This window comes from Agrobacterium sp. 16-172Ci (genome assembly GCF_053522725.1).
Genome location: NZ_JBNWBW010000028.1, coordinates 52376 through 76242, shown reverse-complemented (window position 1 = coordinate 76242; position 23867 = coordinate 52376). Strand labels below are relative to the sequence as shown.

At 61.0% G+C, this 23867-nt stretch carries 22 protein-coding genes; 4 read left to right on the top strand and 18 right to left on the bottom strand.

The annotated features are described in order from the left end of the window. Positions 1-213: 213 nt before the first annotated feature. Entirely contained in the window at positions 214-1539 is a 1326-nt protein-coding gene (locus tag ACQZ40_RS21360; protein WP_078053492.1) for an NAD(P)/FAD-dependent oxidoreductase, read from the top strand. A gap of 7 nt (positions 1540-1546) precedes the next feature. Here the strand turns inward: ACQZ40_RS21360 and ACQZ40_RS21355 are convergent, their stop codons facing one another. Genes ACQZ40_RS21355 through ACQZ40_RS21345 form a run of 3 tightly spaced genes read right to left on the bottom strand, consistent with a single transcriptional unit; the run spans position 1547 to position 4363 of the window. Further along, the gene (locus tag ACQZ40_RS21355) at positions 1547-2698 is read right to left on the bottom strand and encodes an NAD(P)/FAD-dependent oxidoreductase (RefSeq protein ID WP_448748627.1); all 1152 of its coding nucleotides are present in this window, start codon (positions 2696-2698) and stop codon (positions 1547-1549) included. Beyond that, complete coding sequence (locus ACQZ40_RS21350; protein ID WP_448748626.1) at positions 2691-4073, bottom strand: FAD-dependent oxidoreductase; 1383 nt, start codon at positions 4071-4073, stop codon at positions 2691-2693. Before ACQZ40_RS21350 ends, ACQZ40_RS21355 begins: the two co-directional genes overlap by 8 nt. Further along, positions 4052-4363, bottom strand: coding sequence for a (2Fe-2S)-binding protein (locus ACQZ40_RS21345; RefSeq protein WP_078053489.1), 312 nt, complete (start codon positions 4361-4363; stop codon positions 4052-4054). Before ACQZ40_RS21345 ends, ACQZ40_RS21350 begins: the two co-directional genes overlap by 22 nt. 112 nt (positions 4364-4475) lie before the next feature. On the opposite strand from ACQZ40_RS21345, the gene ACQZ40_RS21340 reads away from it, so the two are divergent. Then, positions 4476-5399, top strand: coding sequence for a LysR family transcriptional regulator (locus ACQZ40_RS21340; protein WP_065657182.1), 924 nt, complete (start codon positions 4476-4478; stop codon positions 5397-5399). A 67-nt stretch (positions 5400-5466) separates the two neighbouring features. Here ACQZ40_RS21340 and ACQZ40_RS21335 read toward each other — a convergent pair whose 3' ends face one another. The 7 genes from ACQZ40_RS21335 to ACQZ40_RS21305 all read right to left on the bottom strand — a co-directional run bounded on the left by ACQZ40_RS21335 (position 5467) and on the right by ACQZ40_RS21305 (position 13517). Next, positions 5467-6402, bottom strand: a complete 936-nt coding sequence (locus ACQZ40_RS21335) for an ABC transporter substrate-binding protein (RefSeq protein ID WP_448748625.1) — start codon at positions 6400-6402, stop codon at positions 5467-5469. 125 nt (positions 6403-6527) lie between these two features. Beyond that, positions 6528-7466 (bottom strand): ABC transporter substrate-binding protein, encoded by a 939-nt coding sequence (locus ACQZ40_RS21330; protein WP_448748624.1) that lies wholly within the window; start codon positions 7464-7466, stop codon positions 6528-6530. 23 nt (positions 7467-7489) lie between these two features. Continuing rightward, positions 7490-9286 carry an amino acid ABC transporter permease/ATP-binding protein gene (locus ACQZ40_RS21325; protein ID WP_448748623.1) on the bottom strand — a complete coding sequence of 599 codons (1797 nt, stop codon included), beginning with the start codon at positions 9284-9286 and terminating at the stop codon, positions 7490-7492. A 14-nt stretch (positions 9287-9300) separates the two neighbouring features. Further along, a complete protein-coding gene (locus ACQZ40_RS21320) occupies positions 9301-9858 on the bottom strand; it encodes a GNAT family N-acetyltransferase (protein WP_065657179.1) in 558 nt (185 codons plus the stop codon). Positions 9859-9879: 21 nt separating this feature from the next. Then, on the bottom strand, positions 9880-11067 hold the full coding sequence (locus ACQZ40_RS21315; protein WP_448748622.1) for a M20 aminoacylase family protein: 1188 nt from the start codon (positions 11065-11067) through the stop codon (positions 9880-9882). Positions 11068-11149: 82 nt separating this feature from the next. Then, on the bottom strand, positions 11150-12490 hold the full coding sequence (locus tag ACQZ40_RS21310; protein ID WP_149741747.1) for an LLM class flavin-dependent oxidoreductase: 1341 nt from the start codon (positions 12488-12490) through the stop codon (positions 11150-11152). A 22-nt stretch (positions 12491-12512) separates the two neighbouring features. Further along, on the bottom strand, positions 12513-13517 hold the full coding sequence (locus ACQZ40_RS21305; protein WP_448748621.1) for an LLM class flavin-dependent oxidoreductase: 1005 nt from the start codon (positions 13515-13517) through the stop codon (positions 12513-12515). A 303-nt stretch (positions 13518-13820) separates the two neighbouring features. On the opposite strand from ACQZ40_RS21305, the gene ACQZ40_RS21300 reads away from it, so the two are divergent. Beyond that, positions 13821-14270, top strand: a complete 450-nt coding sequence (locus tag ACQZ40_RS21300; protein ID WP_059753414.1) for an RrF2 family transcriptional regulator — start codon at positions 13821-13823, stop codon at positions 14268-14270. Positions 14271-14301: 31 nt separating this feature from the next. On the opposite strand, the gene ACQZ40_RS21295 is transcribed toward ACQZ40_RS21300, so the two are convergent. The 5 genes from ACQZ40_RS21295 to ACQZ40_RS21275 form a co-directional block, all read right to left on the bottom strand. Continuing rightward, positions 14302-15246, bottom strand: a complete 945-nt coding sequence (locus ACQZ40_RS21295) for an acyl-CoA dehydrogenase family protein (protein ID WP_174039953.1) — start codon at positions 15244-15246, stop codon at positions 14302-14304. 50 nt (positions 15247-15296) lie between these two features. Next, positions 15297-15842 carry a flavin reductase family protein gene (locus tag ACQZ40_RS21290; protein WP_149741745.1) on the bottom strand — a complete coding sequence of 182 codons (546 nt, stop codon included), beginning with the start codon at positions 15840-15842 and terminating at the stop codon, positions 15297-15299. 189 nt (positions 15843-16031) lie between these two features. Then, positions 16032-17201 (bottom strand): FMNH2-dependent alkanesulfonate monooxygenase, encoded by a 1170-nt coding sequence (gene ssuD, locus ACQZ40_RS21285; RefSeq protein WP_020808882.1) that lies wholly within the window; start codon positions 17199-17201, stop codon positions 16032-16034. 167 nt (positions 17202-17368) lie between these two features. Beyond that, entirely contained in the window at positions 17369-17566 is a 198-nt protein-coding gene (locus tag ACQZ40_RS21280; RefSeq protein WP_080857353.1) for a hypothetical protein, read from the bottom strand. A 187-nt stretch (positions 17567-17753) separates the two neighbouring features. After that, positions 17754-18356: an alpha/beta hydrolase gene (locus ACQZ40_RS21275; RefSeq protein ID WP_080857354.1), complete on the bottom strand. Its 603-nt coding sequence runs from the start codon at positions 18354-18356 to the stop codon at positions 17754-17756. Between the two features lie 399 nt (positions 18357-18755). Here ACQZ40_RS21275 and ACQZ40_RS21270 point away from each other — a divergent pair, with 399 nt between their 5' ends. Then, positions 18756-19826 (top strand): LLM class flavin-dependent oxidoreductase, encoded by a 1071-nt coding sequence (locus ACQZ40_RS21270; protein ID WP_080857355.1) that lies wholly within the window; start codon positions 18756-18758, stop codon positions 19824-19826. 54 nt (positions 19827-19880) lie between these two features. Here the strand turns inward: ACQZ40_RS21270 and ACQZ40_RS21265 are convergent, their stop codons facing one another. The 3 genes from ACQZ40_RS21265 to ACQZ40_RS21255 form a co-directional block, all read right to left on the bottom strand. After that, positions 19881-21059 carry an acyl-CoA dehydrogenase family protein gene (locus ACQZ40_RS21265; RefSeq protein ID WP_448748620.1) on the bottom strand — a complete coding sequence of 393 codons (1179 nt, stop codon included), beginning with the start codon at positions 21057-21059 and terminating at the stop codon, positions 19881-19883. Continuing rightward, on the bottom strand, positions 21056-22087 hold the full coding sequence (locus tag ACQZ40_RS21260) for an ABC transporter substrate-binding protein (protein ID WP_078053477.1): 1032 nt from the start codon (positions 22085-22087) through the stop codon (positions 21056-21058). The genes ACQZ40_RS21265 and ACQZ40_RS21260 overlap by 4 nt, the downstream gene beginning before the upstream one ends. Positions 22088-22156: 69 nt before the next feature. Further along, positions 22157-23764: an ABC transporter substrate-binding protein gene (locus ACQZ40_RS21255; protein ID WP_448748619.1), complete on the bottom strand. Its 1608-nt coding sequence runs from the start codon at positions 23762-23764 to the stop codon at positions 22157-22159. Between the last annotated feature and the right edge of the window lie 103 nt (positions 23765-23867).

Below are 23867 nucleotides of genomic sequence, written 5' to 3'. Positions count from 1 at the left end.
TTTTGTTTTTTGAACACGCGGCATAAAATTCTGGCGCGGCAAAGGAAATCTTACCACATGGGCGAGCCCTGTCGACGTGGGGATATTTTTTTGATGCAGCATAAAGAGTTGCAGAGGCGTCGCCCAACAGCAGGAGATTCCGGCAAGAGGCCCAGTCTGGCAGCGTTTACACGCCGGCTGAGGTAAATTAGGACGAATATAAGGAGTCCGACCATGCCCGCCCCGCTGCAACAGATCACGACATCGCCGGAACTGCCGACATCCGCAGACGCCGTCATTATCGGCGGTGGAATCGTCGGTGTCTTCGCCGCCTATTATCTTGCCCGGCGCGGCCTGAAAGTGGCGCTGGTCGAAAAAGGCCTGATCGGGGCCGAGCAATCCAGCCGCAACTGGGGCTGGTGCCGCCAGCAGAACCGCGACGCCCGCGAATTGCCGATTTCCACCAAGAGCCTGGCGCTCTGGGAAGAGTTTGGCGCAGAGAGCGGCGAGGACACGGGTTTTCGCCGCTGCGGGCTGTTTTACCTGAGCGACAATGAGGCCGAACTTGCCGGCTGGGCGCGCTGGCGCGACTTTGCCATTACCGCAGGCGTGACGACCCATATGCTGAGCGCCGATGAGGCGAGCGAACGCGGCCGATCCACGGGAAAGCGCTGGAAGGGCGGCGTGTTTTCGCCGACGGACGGCACGGCCGATCCTTCCATGGCAGCACCCGCCGTGGCGCGCGCCATCATCAAGCTGGGCGGCACGGTGCATCAGAATTGCGCCGCACGCGGGCTTGAGACGGAAGGCGGCCGGGTCAGCGCCGTCGTCACCGAAAAAGGCACGATCCGCACCAAAACCGCCATCATGTCCGGCGGGGCCTGGGCGTCGTCCTTTTGCCGGCAGCTCGGCATTCGTTTCCCGCAGGCCTCCGTCCGCTCTTCCATCCTCTCCGTCACACCAGGTGCGGAAGGACTGCCGGATGCGCTGCACACCGCCGCCGTTTCGGCAACGAAGAGAAAAGACGGCGGTTACACGCTCGCCATCAGCGGGCTGGGGCGCATTGACCCGACGGCGCAGCAGATGCGGTTTGCCCGTGAATTCATCCCGATGTTCCTCAAGCGCTGGCGAAGCCTGCGGCCGGGCGGGCTGGAAGGCATTCGCGGCGGCCACGAGACGCTGAAACGCTGGCGGCTCGATGCGCCGACGCCGATGGAACGGGTTCGTATTCTCGACCCGAAACCCAATGCCGCCGCCATCCGCGAGACTCATCGAAGGGCGCTTGAGCTTCTGCCCGCCCTCGGCAAAACGCAGATTTCCGCTGCCTGGGCCGGTTTCATCGACAGCACGCCCGATGGCGTGCCCGCCATCGGCGAAACCAGCGAATTGCCCGGCTTCATTCTCGCCGCCGGCTTCAGCGGCCATGGTTTCGGCATAGGGCCGGGCGCCGGCCATCTGATCGCCGATATCGTGACGGGCTCGAACCCGATCGTCGATGCCGCCCCCTATCACCCCAGCCGTTTCCTGAACTCGTCCTGGGGCAAGGTCGCGGATTTCTGATCCTCGCTTAGTGGGATGCGACAGGCTGACCACGACGGAAACGGCCGATGTGAAAATCCGCAATCGGCGTCGTGGTCTTCCCGGTCGCTATCAGCTCCGCCATCACGTCGCCGACACCCGGGCCGATCTGGAAACCGTGGCCGCTGAAGCCAAAGGCATAATAAAGGCCGGAGGTTGCGGCACTGTCTCCCATGACCGGCAGATCGTCGGCCATATAGCCCTCCACGCCGGACCAGGTGCGGATCAGCCGGGCATGGCGCAAGGCGGGCGCCAGCCGCAGAAGCTGACGCAGCTGGGCATCGAGCCCGGCGGGATCGTATTTCGCCCGGCGTTCATCCAGCGCGGCGGCGCATCGTTTCACCCCACCGAAAATGACATTTCCGCGCGGGATTTGCCGCATATAGATCACTTCGCCGGGAATTTTGGTGGAGACGCCAACGACCGGGTGAATGAACCATGGCAAGGGTTCCGTCACGCCCATTTGCGGGCCGGCAACCTCCAGCGGCACCGCCTCGCCCAAAGCGCCAGCAAACCCGCCGCCCCATGCGCCGCTGGCGACCAGCACGACGGGCGCGCGACAATCCCCTTCCACCGTCGTCACACGGAAATCCTCACCCGCCTTTTCGATGGCCAGAACCTCGCAATTTTCCACGATCGTTGCACCGTCCCGCCGCGCCGCACGGGCGAAGGCGGGCGCGACGAGGCGCGGATTGGCGTGACCATCATGCGGCGACCATGATCCGGCAACCGCTTCCGGTCCGATGAAGGGAAATTTCTGCCGGATGACCTCGCGCGGGAGGATATGCAGCTCCAGACCATATTGCGCGGCATCGTCGCGGTATTTCTCGACCGTGGCGATCTGTTCTTCCGTCCAGAGAAACCGGATATGGCCGACGGGCATGAATTCCACATCCGCGCCGGTCAGTTGCGGGATGCGGCTCCAGATATCCCGCGATCTGTTGGCGAGCGGAAGCTGCCCGAGGTAACGGCCCTGACGGCGCACATTGCCGAAATTGGTGCCGCTCGCCTGCTGGCCGACAAGGAAACGCTCCAGCAGAATGACGCTGACGCCGCGTTGCCGCAGGAAAAACGCCGTGGCGGTTCCGACAATGCCCCCGCCGACAATAATGACATCCGCCTCCGCAAGCGCGTTACGCATTATCGTCTCCCCTCACAATCGCCAGCGGCAGCGGTTTTACGGGCGCCTGCCCGCGCAGCCGTCCCGCCGATTCAACCGGCAGACCAGAGGCGGCGGCGACAATCTCCTGTTCCGCCTGCCCGCAGAACCGCCCCTGGCACCGGCCCATGCCGGCCCGCGAGAAAGCTTTCGAGCGATTGACCTCCGTTGCGCCCTTGCCGGTCACGCTCGCGCGCAGCTCTCCCGCCGTCACTACCTCACAGCGGCAGATGATCGTCTCGTCGGCAAGTGTCTGCGCCAACTGGTGCGGCCAGGGGAAGGCCCGGGCCATTCCCTGCGCAAAGCGCCTCGCAGCTCTCAATTGCTTCCGACAGTGGCCGATCTCCGCGCGGGATGGCTTCAAACCCTGATCCTCAAGAAGCGCGAAGGCGGCAAGCCGGCCGGAGGCTTCCGCACCATCTGCACCGAGAATATGCACGCCATCGCCCGCCAGATAGACATTCCGCACCGAACTGCGCCCCATATCGTCCACATCCGGCAACCATTGCCGGATCGTCGGATGAAAGGAAAAGCGACATCCGGCAAGATCGGCAAGCTGGCTTTCCGCCCGCAGATGATAACCCATACCGACCGCATCGCAGGCGAGGCGTGTTTCCTCACCGGAGGCATTCCGGTAGCGGATACCGGTCACGCCATTCTCACCGTCACCGAGAATCTCTAACGGCACAATGCCTCGCTCGATCCTTATCCCGCCGGCCAACAGCGCCCCAACGAGCCGCATGCCTTTGACGAGCTGCGTTGGCCGCGCCATCATCCCCGGCAGACCCTTGATCTGCGTGGAAAACGGCGTGGTATCCAGCACCGCCAGGGGGGCCGCGCCTGCCTTAATATATTGATAGGCCACGAGATAAAGCAGCGGTCCCGTTCCCATGAAAACCACGCGCCGCCCTATTGCGCAGGCCTGCGCCTTCAGGGATATCTGCGCCGCGCCAAGCGAAAAACATCCCGGTCTCGTCCAGCCCGGCAAAGGCATGATGCGGTCGGTCGCACCCGATGCGATGATAAGGGCATCGAAATTGAGAGCCTCGGATGTCTCGGCGCGCTGAATATGAATGCGATTGTCGCGGATTGCCCATGCCAGGGTCTGCGGCCGGTAATCGATATGGCCCGAAAGCCCATCGAATGCCTCGTGCAAAGCCTTCGCCTTGCCCGCTTCCGTGCCGTAAAGGGCCGCATAGGAACGCCGGAAATTTTGCGGCTGGCGGCGGTAGATCTGGCCGCCGCTGCGATCTCCCTCATCGATGACGACAGGGCGGAGCCCCGCCCGCACCAACGCCTCGGCGGCACGCGTACCGGCGGGGCCGGCGCCCACGATCACGACACGCAAATCGGCCATAACCCCTCCGGAACCTCGGTTCTGATATCCATGCCCGGGAGTACGGCGGTGGAACAGGCGCGCAGCCGCTCGCCTTCACCCGTCCAGACCCAGCAATCCTGACAGGCGCCCATCAGGCAGAACCCCGCCCGCTCGCCATCGGCGAACTCGGACAAACGGGCAAAGCCGCGCGAGAGCATCAGCGCCGTCAGCACTGTGTCGCCCTCCAGCGCCTCGACCGGCATGCCGTCGATCAGGATGGGGCAAGCCGCGCGTCGCTCTTCGGCGATGCGCCTGAATCTGGCCAGCATCCGCGTTTCCTTTCCCGAAATCTTCGCAGGACCTCTCCTGCACCTTCACAGATTTCCACGGCAGAAGGTTTGCCGCCAATCGCAAATGGTCGCTTGAACAGAACCTTGGGTTATGGAAGAGATGACGCTGGAGGTTTCCATGAACGCCCGACAGCTTGAAATTTTCCGCGCCATCATGCGCGACGGCTCGGTGACGGCGGCCGCCAATTCGCTTGCCGTTTCCCAGCCCGGCGTCAGCAAGGTGCTGCACCATCTGGAAAGCCAACTGGGTTACAAGCTGTTCGAGCGCATTGGCGGGCGGCTGGTGCCGACGATGGAAGCGCATCTGATCTATGAGGATGCCGACCGGGTTTTTCGCGAACTTGAGGTTCTGAAAAAACTGACGCGCACCATCGGCGAGCGCAAGCTTGGCCTTCTGCGCATCGGCGCCAGCCTGCCGGTCACCTATTCCGTGCTACCCGAGGCGCTGCTGGCATTCCGGCAAGCGCATCCGACCGTCAAAATCCACCTCAACGCCCTGCCCAAAAAAGAGATTGCCGAACAATTGCTGCTGGGCGACATCGATTTTGCGGTAACGCTTTCCACCATTCAGGCGCCGACGGTGCGCAGCGAAATCCTCGCCTCCGTACCGGTCGTGGCAGTGATGCGGCATGATGATGCTCTCGCCGAAATGATGACGGTCACGCCCCGCGACCTCGCCGGCAGGCCGCTGATTTCCTATGGCAACCATGCGGACGAGATCGGCCCGCAGCTGAACGAGGTCTTCGAACGCGACGGGCTTATGCGTGACGTTTCGGTGCAGGTCACCTCATCGGTGGGCGCCGTACCTCTGGTACGCGGCGGCATCGGCATCGCCCTTGTAGACGGTCTGGTGCGCTGGAACAGTTTCGAGGGGGTGACGGTGCGCCCATTCATGCCTGAAGTGACGATGAATGTCGCCGTTTCCACCAACACGGCCCGGCCGCTCTCGCGTTTCTTCAAACCCTTCGTCGGTGAATTGCGAAAGCTCTTTCGCGCCCTTCCCGCCCAGAATTGACGGACAAAACAATACCCGCAAGGCCTGAGCCTGCGGGTATTGCAGTCCGCCGCATGTGTTCGAACGGTCAGCTTTTCGGCAGGCCGGGCGGGTTGGTGCGCGATTCCCGCAGGGCTTCTTCCGATAGCTGCCAGCGATCCAGAATCTTCGCGTAAGCGCCGCTCTTGATCAGGTCGTTGGTGGCAAGCGTCAGCGCATCGGCCAGTCCCGATCCCTTGCGGGTGGTGATGGCGACATCGGACCGCTCCGGCCAGCCGGCGGAAAGGGTGCCGACACGCTTGATGGTCTTGTCACGCGCGGCGATGAAGACCAGCTGCGCATGCGGCTGAACGATCACATCCGCCCGCCCCGCTGAAAGCGCCACAAGCCGGGTCGCTTCATCATCGTAATATTGCAGCTCGATCGGCTTCAATCCGGCGGCGACGTTTTCGTCGCTCCATTTCAGCAGAATACGCTCCTGATTGGTGCCGGCGCCGACGATGATCCTTAGGCCGGCCGCGTCCTTCGGCTCGCGGATGGCGGTTATGCCGCTGTCTGCCTTGACGAAAAATCCGTGCAGGCCCTGACGATAGGTGGAGAAATCGAACTTTTCCTTGCGCTGCTCGGTAACGCCCACATTCGAGATCACCGCATCGTATTTGCCGGAGGCAAGCCCCAGCGGCCAGTCCGCCCAGGCCACCGCCACCAGTTCCAGCTCCAAGCCAAGGCTGTCGGCCACCGCAAGCGCATAATCGGGATCTGCGCCGACCACCGTTTTTGCATCCGTCGCATAGGTCGCGAGCGGCGGTCCGCCGGGTGCGACCGCGACGGTGAGTTTGCCCGGCGTGACGAATTTGAAATCCTTCGGAACGGCTGCAATCGCGCCGGGGTCTTTTTCAACCCGGATGCGGCCGGGCTGATCCGGCGACAGGTCGAAAACATCCGTTGCCGAAGCCGATGCAAAACCGGCGATTGAGAGAAAGGCGCCAAGCGTGGCCGTGGCGAGACGAGAGGTGAAGGTCATTGTGGTTTCCCGATAGAATGCCCGATAGAATGACTGCGGGACGGAGGTAGCGCGGACGGGAGGATGCCCGCGCTACCGGCTGAGTGATGTCCCACCTTCAACTCAGCTTTTTCGAAAATCTGGCCTTAGCTCTTGGGCAGGCCGGGCGGATTGGTGCGGGATTCCGTGATGGCTTCCGAGCAGAGGTTCCAGCGGGCGAGAACCTTGCCGTAATTGCCGTTCTTGATCTGGGCGTTCAGAGCGGCGGTGATGGCCTCCGCTATGCCTGCGTCCTTTTTCGAAGCGACGGCGATCTCGGCCGCTTCCGGCCAGCCGCCGGAGAAGGTGCCGACGAGCTTCGTCTTCTTCTGGCTTGCCGCCTGAAAGGCAGAGGTCGCATTAGGGCCGAGATAGGCATCCGCACGGCCGGATTGCAGGGCGACGTCAAGCACGGCCTGATCGTCATAATATTGCACCTCGGTATCGGCCAGTCCCTTCGCCTTGTTGTCCTTGATCCATTTCAGCAGGATCTGCTCCTGATTGGTGGCGGCCCCGACGATGACCTTCAGCCCTGCGACATCCTCCGGCTTGCCGATGGATGTGACCTTGCTGTTATTGCCGACATAGAAGCCGAGCAGATCGTTGCGGTAGCTGGAAAAATCGAACTTTTCCTTGCGGGCTTCCGTCACCGTGATGTTGGAAGTAACGGCGTCATATTTGCCGGATGCAAGACCGAGCGGCCAGTCTGCCCAGGCGATTGGCACAAGCTGCAGCTCAAGGCCAAGGCTGTCGGCGACCAGCTGGGCGATATCCGGTTCCACGCCGATCGGCGTTTTTGTGTCGCTCGCATAATCCACCAGCGGCAGCCGGAAGGGAACGGTCGCGACCGTCAGCTTTCCGTCGGCGATGAATTTATGGCCGGCGGGCAGAAGCTTGATTGCCTCTTCCACCTTTTCGACGCGCACCCGCCCCTTCTGTTCAGGCGACAGGTCAACCTCCTGCGCATGCGCGGCCGGGATGAGCGCAGCGGTGGCGGTGAAAAGACCGCCGGCAAGCAGGGACAATAATTTCGATGAAAATGCCATGTGAGTGTTTCCTTTGTTGTTGATTAGAGAACTTTTGCGAGAAATTCGGCCGTGCGCGGGTGGTCCGGCTTGTTGAACACTTTCTCCGGCGTGCCCGTTTCGAGAATGCGGCCCTGTTCCATGAAGACGACCCTGTCGGAGACTTCGCGGGCAAAGCCGATTTCGTGGGTGACGATGATGAGAGTGACGCCGGAGCGGGACAGCTCCTTGATGACATCCAGCACCTCATTGACAAGCTCCGGGTCGAGCGCGGATGTCGGCTCGTCGAAGAGCAGCACCTTCGGCCGCAGCGCTAAGGCCCGGGCAATCGCCACACGCTGCTGCTGCCCGCCGGAAAGCTGGCGGGGGTAAGCACCGGCCTTTTCGGCAAGGCCGACGCGGGCCAGAAGATCGCGCGCTTCGGCCTCGGCCTGCTCTTTCGAAATGCCTCGAACGGCAATAGGCGCTTCGATGATGTTTTCAAGCGCGGTCAGATGCGGGAACAGATTGAAGCTCTGGAACACCATGCCCACTTCGACGCGTCGCTTCAGAATGTCCCTTTCCTTCAGCTCATAAAGCGTGTCGCCTTTCTGGCGATATCCGACCAGCTCGCCGTCGATGGCGATGAAGCCGTCGTCGACACGCTCCAGATGATTGATGGAGCGCAGCAATGTGGACTTGCCGGAGCCGGACTGACCGAGAATGGTGGTGACGCTGCCTGCCGGAATGGAGAGCGTGACATCGTCCAGCACCTTCAGTGTTCCGAAGGACTTGGAAACGCCGTGGATATTGACCGAACCGCCACGATTGCCGAGCTGGAAACTTCCCGTCCTGGCGGCAGCCGGTCTTTCAATGGGGGGCGCTGGCGTCTCCACCGCTTCCGGCAAAGGCTTGCGCGGCAGGAATGTGCGATAGAGCGTGGCAAACAGCGAGGGCGGCGGATTGCGCAGCGCGCCGCGCGAAAAGTGGCGTTCGATGTGGTGCTGAACAATGGAAAGCGCGGTCAGGATCACCAGATACCAGACGGTGGCGACCATCAGCAGCGGGATCACTTCCAGATTGCGGCGATAGATGATCTGGATCGTATAGAACAGCTCCGGCAGCGCGAGGATATAGACCTGCGACGTGCCCTTGGCCAAGCCGATAATATCGTTGAAGGCCGTGGGCAGGATAGAGCGCATCGCCTGCGGCAGGACGATGCAGGACGCCTGCCGCCTGCGCGGAAGGCCGAGCGCGGCGGCGGCTTCGAGCTGCCCCTGATCGACTGAAAGGATTCCGCCGCGAACGATTTCGGAGGCGAAAGCGGCCTGATTGAGCGTCAGCCCCAAAACGGCCGCCGCAAAGGGCGTCATCAGCTGTGTCGTATTCCAGCTGAAGAAATTGATGCCGGTATAGGGCACACCGATTGTCACGGTTTCATAGAGATAGCCGAGATTGTTGAGGATCAGCAAAAGCACGATCAGCGGGATGGAGCGAAAAATCCAGATATAGGTCCAGGAGACAGCGACCAGCAGCGGCGACCGGGAAACACGGGCAAGCGCCAGCAGGGTTCCCAACACAAAACCAAACAACGCACCGAGCGCGGTCAGGAGCAGCGTCCGGCCGAGACCCACCAGCACCGGTTCGGCGAAGAACCATTCGGCAAACACATCCCAGCCCCAGCGCGGGTTGCCGAAAACGGAATGCACGACGGCGGCAATGATGAGGACGGAGAAAACCGTGCCCACCGTCCGCAGCGGGTAGCGGGCCGGAACGATGCGGAAATGGGAGTAACCGCCCGTGATCGGTTCACTCTTCTTGTCGCCCACGGCGAGATGCGGAAAATCAGAGGCTATCGTCATCGGAAAAAGGCCTTTCACGGATGGGCGGAAGAGGGTTGCGGCCGCACAGTCGCTATCGGCGCTCCTCCCGGAACAGAGACGGGTGCGGGTTCGGACAGCCATTTTTCGAAGGGCAACGACCGGATCGTCTCGGGATCGGCCGCGGTATCGAACAAAGCGCGATAACCATTGGTGAGATAAAGACCGACCGCTTCCGGCTGACGGAAGCCGGTGGTCAGATAAACGCGGGCATAACCCTGCCGGATCGCCTGCTGCTCCAGTTCCCGGAGCACGATTTTCGCAAGCCCTTGCCGGCGATGGGCGGAATGGGTCCAGACCCGTTTGAATTCCGCCGTTTCGTCGTCGTAACGCATGAAGGCGCCGCCGGCGATCGCTTTGCCGTCGCGCAGGAGCAGCAGGAAATTGCCCGATGGCGGGCTGAAGGCTTCCGGCGGATATTTGTTCAGCTCCGCCTTGGCCCCCTCCGCATTGAAGAATGTGCCGTAGCGGCTGTCATATTCGAACAGCAACTCCTCCAGAAGCGGCGCTGCGAGCGGATCCTTGACCGATGTGTAGAAAAAACTGTCGCTCATGTCCTTGTCCTAATTTTCGCGTCAGGAGAGATAGGCTTCCGCCAGCCGCACCCAGAAGCGTGCTGCCGGCGCGATGATCGCGTCGTTGAAATCGTAGTGGGGACTGTGCAGCGGTGCGCTGTCGCCATTGCCGACGAAGAGATAAGAACCGGGCCGCTCCTGCAGCATGAAGGCGAAATCCTCGCTCGCCGTGCGCGGCTGGAACGCTTCGGCGATCTGCCCGGCGGCGAAATGCCGTTTGGCGACATCGCGGGCGAAAACCGTCTGAGGGATGTGGTTGATGACCGGCGGGAAACCGCGGGAATAGGCGACCTCTGCCTTCGCGCCGAAGCTCTCGGCCTGCGCTTTGGCCAGCGCCGGGAGCCGCTCCTCCAGCCTGTCACGCACGGCAGGCGAGAACGCCCGGGCGGTGATCTGAAGCTCGACGCTTTCGGGAATGACGTTGGAGGCGGTTCCGCCATCGATGGAGCCGACCGTCAGCACCGCCATCTCGCGCGGATCGACATTGCGCGAAACGATGCTCTGCAGGGCGGTGACGAAGCTTGCCGAGGCGAGAACCGGATCGACCGTCTCATGCGGCGCGGCGCCATGCCCGCCCTTGCCGACAATCCGCACCTTCGCCTTGTCGACGGAGGCCATGGCGGGGCCTTCGACGAAGCCAAACTGTCCGGTGTCGACACCCGGCCAATTATGAAGGCCGAAGACAGCATCGACCGGAAACCGCTCGAAAAGCCGGTCCTTTATCATCGCCCTTGCCCCGGCGCCGATCTCCTCGGCCGGCTGGAAGATCAGCGTCAGCGTGCCGGAAAAACTCGATGTTTCGGCAAGATACCGGGCAGCGGCAAGCAGGATCGTCGTATGGCCATCGTGACCGCACGCATGCATGACGCCCTGCGTCTGGCTGGCATAGGCAAGGCCGGTATCCTCGACAATCGGCAGGGCGTCGATATCGGCGCGAATGCCGACGCGCTTGTCGCCATGACCGCGTTTCAACGTGGCGACAACGCCGTGGCCGCCGACACCTTCCGTCACCTCATATCCGAACGACAAGAGATAGCGGGCGATGAGCGCCGCCGTGCGTTTTTCCTTGAGCGAAAGCTCGGGATGCCGGTGGAGATCATGCCGGATGGCGATGCTCTCGTCGATGAAGGCAAGGATTCCCCGTTCGGCGTCGTCCTGCGGACGCGCGCCGTCAATGCGGATATTCATGGTTCTGTCTCCTGCGCGGCTCGCTACGCGCCGCGTCTTGAAATCTGCACCGGGCGGCAATCGTCTCCGCCCGGCTGCAAGCTCAGGCGATGGCCTTGTCCGACCCGTTTTCGCGGCGGGAATAGACGCTTTCCCTGAAAGGCAGGCCGAGATGGTCGCGCAGCGTCGCCCCTTCCAGATGCGGATCGAAATAACCGCGCCGTTGCAGCACCGGTATGACGAGACGGACAAAATCGTCCAGTCCCTCGGCAATCACCGGGAAGCCCAGAATGAAGCCATCGGCCGCATCGTGCTCCACCCAGCGGATGATTTCGTCGGCCACCTTGTCCGGGGTGCCGATGAAACCTTCACGCGGGGTCGCTGCCTCAAGCGCCGCCTCGCGCAGCGTCTGGTTCTTTTCCTTAGCGCGCCGCTTGATGCGGTCGGTCGTGGAGCGGAAACTGTTCTTGCCGATCTCGCCGAGTTCCGGGAAAGGCTCATCCAGCGGATAGACGCTGAAATCATGATGGTCGAAGAAACGGCCGAGATAGGCCAGCGCATCCTCGATGGTGATGAGGTTGCGAATGACGTCGTATTTCGCCTCCGCTTCCTCCTGCGTCTCGCCGACAATCGGGCCGATGCCGGGAAAAATCTTCACATCGGCAGCGGACCTGCCCTGCGCGACGGCGCTCTGTTTCACACGCTTCAGGAAAGTCTGGTTTTCCTCCAGCGAAGCGGAATTGGTGAAGACCGCATCCGCATGTTTGCCCGCAAGACCGATGCCGGCATCGGAGGAGCCGGCCTGGAATACCACCGGCTGCCCCTGCGGGGAACGCTGGATATTGAGCGGGCCTTCCACCTGGAAGAAGCGGCCCTTATGGCCGAGCGTGTGGAGTTTGGCGCGGTCGAAGAACTGTCCCGTCTCGCGGTTGCGCAGGAAAGCGTCGTCGTCCCAGCTATCCCACAGGCCCTTGATCACTTCGAGATACTCGTCGGCAATCTCGTAACGCAGCGCATGTTCGGGGTGGTTGCGGCTGTAATTCTTCGCCGTACCTTCAAGCGGTGTCGTCACGGCATTCCACCCGGCGCGGCCGCCGCTCAGCAGATCGAGCGAGGCGAACTGACGGGCAATGGTGAAGGGGTCGCTATAGGAGGTCGAAACGGTGCCGGCGAGACCGATCTTCGAGGTCACGGAGGCGAGCGCCGAAAGGATCGTCAGCGGCTCGAACCGGTTGAGGAAATGCGGGATCGACTTGTCATTGATATAGAGCCCATCCGCCACGAAAGCGAAGGCGATGCCCGCCGCTTCCGCCTTCAGCGCGGTCTTCCTGAAGAAATCGAAATTGACGCTGGCATCCACCGGGCTTTTGGGGTGCCGCCAGGCATTCATGTGCCCGCCGGGGCCCTGAAGCATGATGCCGAAACGGATTTTCTTTCTCGTCATGTCATTCCCTCCTCAGAGAAAATTACGCCGCCCGGGAAAGGCGATGCGTGGCAAGCAGTTCTATCGAGGCAAGCCGCTGATCGGCACCGACATGCGGCGGCTCGATGATGAATTCCTCGATGCCGTGCTCTTCGGAAAGCGCACGAAGCGCCTTGTGAATATCCTCCGGCCCGCCATGCAGGACGTTGGGCTTGCGCTCTTCGATGCGGTAATCGGTATCGCCGGACTGGCGGGCGAATTCCTCCGCCTGTTCTCGGCGGCCGAGGTTGAACGCCCTGCCGTCGCTGAGGAATACCCGGTAGATGCGCTGACCTTCCACCTGTCTCGCGGCATGGGCGGGGTCGCTGGCCGCAAAAGCCGACAAAGCAAGGATCGGAGCGCTTCCGCCGCTTTCTTCCCGAAAAGCCGAGAGGCTGCGGCGAAGAACCTCCGCATCGCCATTGAGATGGCCGGCAAAGACGAAATTCCACCCCCTTGAAGCCGCAAGCCTTGCGCTTTCCGGGCTGGCGCCGAGCAGAAATCTTTCCGCAGCGACCGGCGGCGCAGGTGTTGCCCGCAGTCCGGCCTGTGCGTGGTCCTGCGGCGCGGCGCCGGACAAAAACGTGGTGAGTTCACTGACGGCCGTTTCGAAATCCGGTTTACGGGCAGGATCATAGGCCTGCTGCAAGGCCGACGTCGCCAGCGGCAACCCGCCCGGTGTCTTGCCGATGCCGAGATCGACCCGGCCGGGCGCAAGCGACGACAGGACGTTGAAAACCTCGGCGACCTTGTAAGGGCTATAGTGTTGCAGCATGACGCCGCCCGAGCCGACGCGGATGTGGGAGGTTTTCGCCAATATCCACGCCACCAGCGCTTCCGGTGCGGAACCGGCAAGCTCCGGCGAATTGTGATGTTCGGCCACCCAGAAACGGCGGTAACCCAGCTCTTCGGCGCGCCTGGCAAGATTGATCGTGTCGCGGAATGCACTCGCCGCGTCCTCACCCGTTGGAACCGGGCTCTTGTCAAGCAAACTGAGCGTATACATCATCACCTCGCGTGTCTTTGATGCATACTTTGTCTACCGATTTTATATTCTAATAAAGGATGATCGTTCCACGTTGCAGCGCGATCAGAGAAAATATTGTTTTCAGTGATGTTTTCGGAAGCCAGCCCTTGCAAAGCCATCGATAGAGCCGAAGGAATGGCGCCAAAAGGCTGCAACAGGCCGCTTTCAACGCCAAACCCGGACGAAACGGGCTTGCGCCGGAATTCGCTAAAAACTACTTAGTAAGTTAGGAATAATATGGCTCGGCGCTGCAAAAACGCGCCGACTCTCTTTTCGGATCATGCGATGTTGACCAAAAAAGGCAAATACGGATTAAAGGCTCTTGTCGATCTGGCGCGGTTGCCCCAGGGCGAGACCGCCTTCGTGACCGAAATTGCAACCCGCAACAATATCCCGAAAAAATTCCTGGATACTATTCTTCTGGAGCTGCGCAATAGCGGCATTCTGCGCTCCAAGAAAGGCCCGAATGGCGGTTATTCGCTGTCGAAAATGCCATCGGAAATCATGATCGGGCAGGTCATCCGCACGCTGGACGGACCTCTGGCCCCCATTCGCTGTGCAAGCCGCACGGCTTTTGAAGCCTGTGACGACTGTGATGATCCGGAGACCTGTCAGGTCAGGGTTTCGATGACGGACGTGCGTGACGCCATCGCAACCATTCTGGACAACATGACACTCGCACAATTCGTGGCCAAGGACGGGCAGAACGCCCGTTCCATTCCGGCCGGCGAATAGGATTCCGCACGGCCCTTCATTCGAGCTTCGCCTATTGCCCGCGCAGATCGTCGTCCAGCGACGCGATCAGCCCGGCTTCACTGACGCCTTCGACAAGGCCGAGGCGCGCCATCAGGATTTCAAGCGTGATGGCATTGTTGCGAACCGAACGAAAGGTGACGTTTTCCGCTCCCACCTGGGCCGCATCGATATTGGCCGCAAGGCTGGATATTTGCGCCTTCAGGAGTTCGATGGCGAGAAATATTTCGCCTATCACGGGTCGCGCCGCGCCATCGCCGGCCAGCCTGTCGATCAGCAGCGCCGAAAGTTCACGCTGCTTCTGCCCCAGAGCCACGGCGGCTTTCAAAAGGGTGGAAACGGAAACGGCCAGATTTCCCGCGCCCTGAGCCAGAAACACCACCTGATCCGCGCGTAACAGACCTTCCCATGACGTATTGGGGCGGTTGCGCAGAACAACGAGCAAAGGCTGCCCGGCCGTGTTGACGGCCGGCACGACAATCCAGTCCGCGTCGCCCCTCACCGAGCCCGCAACGTCATCGGGAAGCCGCAGGGCGTAGTCGTCTTCCGTCACCGTAACGGCCTGATCCAGATCCGCGGCAGATATTGCCAGTGCGAAGGTCTCGCCAAGATCGAGACGGGCGAAGAGCGCCTTGCGCTGGTCTTCGCTGCCGGCATTCCTGATGAATTCAAGCGCGGTGAAATGTTCAACGAGATCATGCGCCACCGCCGCATCGGCTGCGGAAATGATGGCGAGCGCCTGCGAGAGAACATCGTTGGTGATGTCCGTTCCGCCCAGTTCCGTTGGAACGGAAAGAGCAAGAAGACCGGAACGGGCGATCCGCGCATGGATTTGCCCGGGACTTTCAACGGCGCAGTTTTCGGCGATCGTGCGGGCAACGGTCAGCACATCGATATCCGCGCCGAGGCGTGGAGGAACGAAACGAAGTCTTTCGCCGAGAGGCGTGACGGATCCCATGCTCAACTCCCTCAAAGAATGACAAAGTGAAAGCGCCGAACGACCGGCGCTCAGTCCAGAGAATGATAACGCCCGTTTTGATAGAGCAGCGAATGGCCGGAGCCGATGCGGATCGCCTCAACCTTGCCGATGACGATGACGTGGCTGTGCCGTTCGATCGTCTCTTCAATGGTGCAATCGATCGCGGCAACAGCGTCTTCGAGAATGGGCGCACCGCTCGACAGCCGTGTCCATTCCGCACCGCGATACCGGTCCGGGCCCTTCAGGCCGCCGATGCCGGCAAACTGATTGGCGACGAACTGATGGTTCGCCCCGACGATGTTGACGGCAAGATGACCGAAACGCTGCACCACCGGCCATGTGGATGAGGATCGGTTGAGCGCCACCAGAATGCGCGGCGGATCGACCGACAAAGCGGTGGCCGAGGTCACGGTCGCGCCCGTTCGCTCGTCGCCCTCACCCGCCGTAATCACGCTGACACCGCCGCCCAGCGTTCTCAGCGCCGCCTTGAGGCTGTCGGCATCCGCCGCCCTGCCGGCGACCGGGTCGCGGAGGTTGATGAATTGTTGATCCTTGGCCGCATATTGCAATGTCATCGGGTTGCTCCTGAAAACAGCTGAATTGTTCAATAGCTAGCAGCGGCAGCGGGGGATGAAATAGACATCGTTTTCCATAATGATAATATTCTATAGAAATAATGTTTTATGTGCCGCCGTCCGATTTATTCCCACTGCAAGGTTATCTGCCGAAAAGGTGGGAGGCACAGGTCGCCTCCCCTCGAAGGATCAGGATCCGGACACCAGCTTGACGTTGCCGCCATGACCGCCGCCACCGAAAACCTGTTTCGCGCCGAAAGAAGATCGTATCTGGTTGCGAGGCCCGCCAAGGCCGATTTCCGGAAACAGCAGTTCGGATAGCCGATAGGCTTCCTCCAGATGCGGATACCCCGAGGCGATGACGGTATCGATGCCTAGCGCCTGATATTCCCTGAGCCGCGCCGCTACCGTCTTCGGCGAACCGACCAGCGCCGTGCCCGCACCCGAACGGACGAGACCGATGCCCGCCCACAAATTCGGAGAGACTTCCAGCCGGTCGCGCCGGCCATTGTGCAGCGCCTGCATTCTCGCCTGCCCGACGGAATCCGAAGCCCTGGAGAAGACTTCCTGAGCGGATGCGATGGTTTCGTCGGAGAGCTTCGAGATCAACCGCTCTGCATCTGCCCATGCTTCCTCGTCGGTTTCACGAACGATGAAATGCAGACGGATGCCGAAGGTAACCTTGCGCCCCTTTTTGGCGGCGGCGGCGCGCACCTTGGCGATTTTTTCCGCCACCTGCGCCGGCGGTTCGCCCCAGGTGAGATATTTGTCGGTGATACCGGCGGAAAACTCGATGCCGGCATCGGAAGAGCCGCCAAAATAAAGCGGCGGGCGCGGTTCCTGCACCGGCGGCAGCCCGAGTTTCGCGTCCACCGCCTTGATATATTTGCCGTCGAGGCTTCCCTTGCCGGTTTCGATCAGCGAATTGAACACCTGGAAGAACTCATCGGCGTGGTCGTAACGCTCGTCATGCGGCAGGAAGATGCCGTCACCGGCCAATTCCTGCGCGCTGCCGCCAACCACGATGTTGAGAAGCAGCCGGCCATGGGAAACGCGATCGAGCGTCGAAGCAAGCCGCGCATAATAGGCGGGCGAAGCGACGCCCGGACGGATGGCGACGAGGAATTTCAGCTTCTCGGTATAGGCAGCGAGATTGGCCGCAAGGATGAAGGATTCTTCACAGGCGACACCGGTGGGGATGAGCACGCCTGAATAACCGAGCCGATCGGCAGCCTGGGCTATTTCCCGGAAATAGCCGGGATCGGCAGGACGCGAAAGATCATCCGAGCCGAGATAGCTGCCATCGCCTGAGGTAGGTATGAACCATAGAAAATCGAGTGGTTTATCGGATGTGCTCATCGGCAGGTCCTTTGCAATCTGCCCTTGGGCAATGCGCTTGATGATAAAAGGGTAGCCAATTCCCCGGCGCGTTTAAGAAATTTTGTTCCAATTTCCATCCGGCGAGGAGAGTTTCTCTCCCGGATGAACCGCGCTGCAAAGGGAAAAGGAACCCTCGCTGATGGTAGTCAGAAGACCGGATAAAGGCCGAGCATCGCAAAGTTCATTTCGCAGATCTCTTCCCGTTCGAGTTCGAGATCGCTTTTCTCCTGCCTGATGCGTCCGGAATGATCCAGGGGATGAAGGCTGACCTGTCCCTCTTCCCTCGGCTGACGCCGGGTCAAGCCGAACAGATCGAAAGTAAACGCATGAAGTCCCTGTGGCATGTGCGCCTCCTTTGCTCAACTCCCCCTATCCTCAGGCGACCGTCCTAAATCGTCAATATTTTCCATAAAATTACTATTCTATAATTGGAGGATCGCCGGCAAATGTGGACTAAGGTTGCGGCGGCGGGAAAAAATCCGTTTCCGGCTACCAGTAATCGGGCACGGAACCGAACGATCAGTCATTTCCTCAAAAATGTGCTTCGCCCAGGGCAATCAATCTACGCAATCTCGATCCGGCCACCGCCTTTGTCGATGCGCCATCTGCCTTCAACCGCTCGAAAAGAGCATAACCCTCAGGCCATCGTCCGTAGCCGCTGGCAATATTGATATGTCCGACGGCGCCGAGATTGATGAGATCGCTCCCCCAAAGGCTCGCACTGCGCGCAAGCTCTTCGGCATCCATGTAGGGATCGTTCATGCTGCCCACGACTAGGCTGGGGAAAGCAAGCGGTTGCTGCGGAAACGCGCCGAACCGGACGATACAGGGATGCATCGCCTCGACGCGGTCGAGATGGGCGGGTGCGACCAGAAGCGCGCCCTTTATCTTGGCGGCCGAGAGACGAGACGCCATATTCGCCACCAGCAGGCAACCGAGGCTGTGGGCGACGATATAAGCGCTTTCGACTGTCGCCAGCGCGGCCTCGAGACGATCGAGCCAGTCCGCGAGAACCGGGCATTGCCAATTGTCCTGATCGACCAGCCGCGAGTCGGGATCATCCAGCAACCAGTGCCGCTGCCAATGTCCTTCATCCGAACCATTCAGGCCAGGGACAATCAAGGTGGTACACATGCCTGCTCCATGGGTTGTGGGCGGTATGCCGCAAGCATGGTGAATTTCGCGATTTCCGTCGACTATTGCCTTGCTCACCTTTCGAAGCCTCGCGGAAAATCGATCCATCCAATTTAGATCATGCAGAAAATGCGTTCTCCAGGTCGGAAATAATTTCGTCCAGAGGGAATCATTTCCTCAAATTTTTTATATAGAAAATATATGCAATATAGTCTTTCCAGACGGAAAGCTTTTCCTCCGCCGCATGACAAAAGAAACATCGCTGCTTCGCCGGGCCGCCGCCGCTTTGCCATTCTCGCAGCTGCGGAGGATTGCGCCTCCCGTAGGCCCAAGCGGTGAAGGCCAAACGTCAGCAGCGCCATTCCACTGCAAGATAAAACGAAAATTCAGGCGGTTAATGTGAGCAGCGCGAGCGAATTTCTCTGGTACATCCCCAATGACGTCAAACCAGGCCACCGGGGCGACGCCGTCAGCGAAAACCACAATAGTCTCGATACATTGACGAGCCATGCCAAAGCGCTTGAAACCCATGGCTGGAAAGGCGCGCTGATCGGCACCGGCTGGGGACGTCCGGATACATTTACAGTGGCGGCGGCGCTTGCGGCGCGCACCACCACATTCGAGCCGCTGATCGCCATCCGTCCCGGCTACTGGAAGCCGGCCAACCTCGCATCGGCCGCCGCCACGCTCGACCAGCTTTCCGGCGGTCGAGTTCGGATCAACATCGTTTCCGGCAGGGATGAGCTTGCCGCCTATGGCGATGAAGAAGGCGATCAGGCGCAGCGTTATGCCCGCACGAAAGAATTCATGCGGCTGGTGCGGCGGCTCTGGACCGAAGAAAACGTCACTTTTAATGGCGATCATTTCCGGGTGGCGAACTCCACGGTTTCGCCGCGCATCTCCACGCGCGAGGGCCGGCCGCATCCCAAACTCTATTTCGGCGGCGCTTCCGAAGCAGCCGAGGAGGTGGCCGCAACCGAGGCCGATGTGCAGCTTTTCTGGGGAGAACCGCTCGCCGGCGTGCGCGAAAGGATCGAGCGGCTGAGGCACTTCAGCGAAAAGCTCGGCCGCGATCTCCCGCCGCTGCAATTCGGCCTGCGGATCACCACGCTGGTGCGAAAAACCACGGCCGAGGCATGGCGCGATGCGGAAGCGAAAGTTGCCGAGATGGCCGCAAACAATGGCGTACGCTGGAACGACCATCTTCAGGCCGTGGCGGTCGGCCAGCGCCGCCTGCTGGATTTGCACCGTCAGAGCGACGTGCTGGACGACAATCTCTATACCGCGCCGGGCAAATTCGGCGGCGGCGGGGCGGGAACCACATGGCTTGTCGGCTCGGCGGAAGATGTCGCGGCGTCACTGCGCAAATACCGCGCGCTGGGCATCAGCCATTTCGTGCTTTCCGACACGCCCTATCTCAAGGAAATCGAGCGGCAGGGCGAGAGATTGCTGCCGCTGCTGCGGGATTGATGGGCGTAACCTGAAAATGGGCGGCCCACCTCGGACAGGGCCGCCCTTTTGCTTTCAGCCGCCCGCCGCCTTGATGCTCTGACGACCGAGAATCGTTCGGATCATATGGCTCTGCGGCGCATGCGCCCTTGCCGTTATGGCGTCGCGGTGATGGCGCTCAAGGTCGTAATCCCGGCGCAGGCCGCGATTGCCGCCAAGCTCCAGCGCCAGATCAGTCACCCCCACGGCATTGTCGATAACCAAATGACGAACGGCCAGTGCATCGGTTCCCACCCTCTCCCCCGCATCGACATCGCGGGCGACGGAGAGAAGGAGGCGTCGGTTCGCCGCCAGCAGCACTTCGATCTGGCCGAGACCTTCCTGAATGCGGGGGATGGAGGACAGCGGTGCGCCAAGGCTTGCCGGAACATGGCCATTCAGATGGCGCAACAAATCGTCCCGCGCCGAAAGCGCGACACCGTGATAGACGGAGGCCAGCAGAACGAAGAAATTATACCCGTCCGCTTCATCGCGCCGCAGTGGCTCATCCGCCGGCTGCTCGGCGACGATATCGGCAAGCGGCACCTTCACGTCTTCCAGCACCAGATCATGGCTGGCTGTGGCGTACATGCCGGTCGCCTCCCATGCTTTTTCCTGGGCGATGCCAACCGCATCGAGAGGAACAAGAAGCTGGATGAGGCGCGGCGTCTCTTCCATCGTCACGGCAAGCACGATCGCCCATTTCAGACCCGGCAGGCCGGTGACGAAGCTCTTGCGGCCATTGACCACCCAGAAATCGCCCTCGATCCGCGCCGTCGTTTCCGGCAGGCCGCCATGGGCGGGCGAACCCACACCCGGCTCCGCCTGCGCATTGTTCAAGAGCGCCGGTTCCCTGCTATTGGCGGCCAGTACCTTTGCAGCAAGTGCTGCCGGCCACTTGCCGCGCCGGATCGCGGCATGAACACTATAGTGCATGGCGAGGATGAGAGCGGTCGACGGATCGCCTTTGGCAATGGCCGTAATGACGGCATGTGCCGTCTCCATGCCCTCGCCCCACCCGCCATCCTTTTCAGCCGTGACGAGACCCAGCAGGCCGGACTTGAAAAGCGCCTCGAAATTACCGGCGGCGAATTCGCCGCTTTTGTCGTGGTCCGCAGCGGTCAGGCTGAAATCCGCGGCCAGCGCGGTTGCAACGGCGACGGGATCTGGCCGCTGCGCCGGTGCGGTCGCAACGGCGGAAAGTGCAACGCTCATGCCACCGCCCTTTCATTTGCCGTGACGAAACGGTCGTCGATCCAGTCGCCCAGATCGAAGTCGTTTTCAAGGAAGCCCCATTGATGCAGGAAGTCCTTGTAATGGCCGACGGCGCCGACAAGATCGGCATCGAGGCCGAGACCGAGATGGCGGTGAACCTCAGCGCCATTGGCGGCCAGAACCTGTTCCTCCGTCGCGCCGGCCTCGCGCGCGATGAAACGACGCGTTTCCTCCGGGTGCTGTTCCGCCCATAGCGAGGCCCGGCCGATGGCGTCAACCAGCCGCTGCACCAGATCGGGGCGCTCATCGGCAAGCCGCCCGTCAACCGTCAGCACCCGTGGCGAACCGGAATTGATGCGTATCTTAGGATCGGGATGAAAACCGAACTCCGCCACTTGCACCGCACCGATCAGGTTCGCGGCGGCAATGCCAGCCGTTCCCTTGACAAAAATCGCATCGACCTCACCCCGCAACAGCGCGATGATCTCCTCACCGAAGGATTGCCGACGCTTCAGGCCGAACAACGACGGCCCTTCCTGCGAGGCCAGCACCGAATCCTTGATGACGATGTCCTTGAGTTCGACATCCTCTATCTTCAGCCCTTCCAGCGAAAGCGCCGATACGATGCCCTTCAGCGCCGTCGCGCGCATGAAATCGACAATGCCTTCCGGTCTGCGCGGCACGCCGAAACGGCGGCCAACGAGATCGGCAAGCGAGCGGATACCGGTTTCCGGCAGGGTGATGATTGCCTGAAACTCATCCGTCCACGTCACCCCGATGAGACGCGTATTGCGCCCCTCCGAACGGGCGCGGATGGGAGGCACATTGCCGCCATGGCGGAAGGACCATTCCAGCGTGTGGTTGAAATGGCTCTGCCGGACGGAACGGTCAGGCGAATCGATGATGGATTTCAACGCTATACCGACCTCCTCGAAGGTCTGCTCGAGATAACCGAGCTGTGCCGCCAGCCCCACCGGTGTGGGCACCGGGCAGCGTGTGTACCAGATTTCAGAAAGTGTCGTGCTCATGGCTTTGGCCTCGATGAAAGGGAAAGGTCCCGGCCCGCCGCAAGGGGCGAGCCGGGTCTGGCGAGACGATCAGGATGCGGCGATATGCGCGAAGGCGAGGCTTCCCGCCACGCCTTCCGCGCCGATGGTGTGATCGGCAATGCGCTTGTTGTAGATGGTGATCTCCGGAGCTGCGACAATGTCGATGGCCGGCACGTCCTCTACGAGAATCTGCTGGATTTCCTTCCATTGCGCGACGCGCTTGTCCGGATCGATCTCGATGGCGGCGGCTTCGAGAAGCGCATCCACCTTCGGATTGCTGTAAGCCGCTCCATTGGAGAAGGGCACGCCCTTCTTGAAGTTCTTCGACCAGTAGAGCCGCTGCACGCCGACAGTCGGATCGAAGAGATTGCTCATGCCCTCATAGGCAAAATCGAAATCGCGATCCGTGTAGATGCGTTTGGTATAGGTGGCGAAATCCTGCGTCCGCACCGTCACCTCCACGCCGACCTTCGCCAGCGCCTGACGAATATAGTCCGCACCGCGCGGATAGGCCTCGGTGCTCGGCACATAGTCCAGATTGAGCTTGAAACGGATGCCATCCGCACCGCGCTTGTATCCGGCCTCATCCAGCAGCGCTTCCGCCGCCTTCAGATCGATCGGATAGGTCTTCAGATCGTCCACGAACCATTTCGTCAGCTTCGGATTGATCGGCCCGGTGATCGTCGCGCCATAACCGAAATTGACCGTGTTGAAGATGACGTTACGGTCAATGACATGCGCGAAGGCGCGGCGGACGCGGACATCCTTGAACACGTCCTTTTCGAGGTTGAATTCCACGCGGCTGATCGAATTGGTATATTGATAGCCGTTGGTCTCGAAGCCGAGGCTCGGCAGCTCTTTCAGCCGGTCCAGATCGCTATAGGCGACCGGCGTGCTGGGCGCGAGATCGATTTCACCGGTTTCGATGGCAATCGCGCGAGCCGAAGCATCAGGAATGAAGCGAATAATCAGCTTGTCGAGATAGGGGCGCGGCGCATCCCAATAGTCGGCATTGCGCTCAAAAACGATATGACTGCCCCGCACCCACTCCTTGAACTTGAACGGACCCGTGCCGATAGGCGCGAGATTGACCGGATTTTCGGTCACCTTCGTACCCTCATAAAGATGTTTCGGCACGATGGGCGTTTCGGCGGCGGCAAGCGCGGTTATCAGATAGGGCGCGGGTTTGGAAAGAACCAGAACCGCCGTCAGCTCGTCCGGCGTCTCGACAGCAGTGAGGTTCAGGAATGTATTGCGGCCGCGCGGATGCACTTCCTTGATGGTATTGATGGAGAACGCCACGTCAGCGGAGGTGAATGGCTTGCCGTCATGCCATTTCACGCCGGGCCTCAGATTGAAGGTGTAACGCAGACCATCCGCGCTCACATTCCATGATTTGGCCAGCAGCGGCTTGGGATTGAGGTCGAAATCATAGGTCAGCAGACCTTCGGTGACCTTGGGCGATATATAGACGGAATTATAGGCTGTGTGTGCGATCGTCGTCAGCACCGGCGGCTCCGATGAGATGAGCAGGGTGGCTGTGCCACCGCTTGCCGGCTCCGCCGCGTTGAGCTTCAGCCCCGGCAGCGACACCACGCCAAGCGCCACGGACGCCAGCAGAAATCCACGCCGCGTCGTCTGGTTGAAAATAGTCATGCGATACCCTCTCCTTGATTGAACCGGCGAAAAACCGGCAAACTGAATGGCCGCGCTTAGGAAGAAGTTTGTTCCGCAGACGAGAGCGAGCTTGGCATGAAGA